The organism is Streptomyces adelaidensis (genome assembly GCF_016598475.1).
GTDB classification, from domain to species: domain Bacteria; phylum Actinomycetota; class Actinomycetes; order Streptomycetales; family Streptomycetaceae; genus Streptomyces; species Streptomyces adelaidensis.
On record NZ_JAEMUX010000340.1, the window covers coordinates 1 to 234 of the forward strand.

Here is a 234-nt window from a genome sequence, read left to right on the forward strand (position 1 = left end):
GGCGGGATCACGCCGCGCTGCGGCCGGTGCCCGCCCGTCCCTATATCGTCGCCGACCGGTTTCTGCGGCACGTGGCCAAGGACTGCCTGGTCGCTTTCGACGCCAACTTGTACTCGGTGCCCGCCGTCAAGGTCCGCCACCGACAGCTGGTCGAGGTCAGGGCGTCGGCCGCCACCGTCGCACTGCACTCCACCGTGCCCGACGTGCAGGGCATCACGCTGCTGGCCGTCCACT

At 70.5% G+C, this 234-nt stretch carries 1 protein-coding gene; it reads left to right on the forward strand.

The window, feature by feature from the left end:
• Positions 1-234 (forward strand): Mu transposase domain-containing protein (locus tag I8N67_RS42130; RefSeq protein WP_443729062.1); only part of this gene is annotated, 234 nt, incomplete at both ends.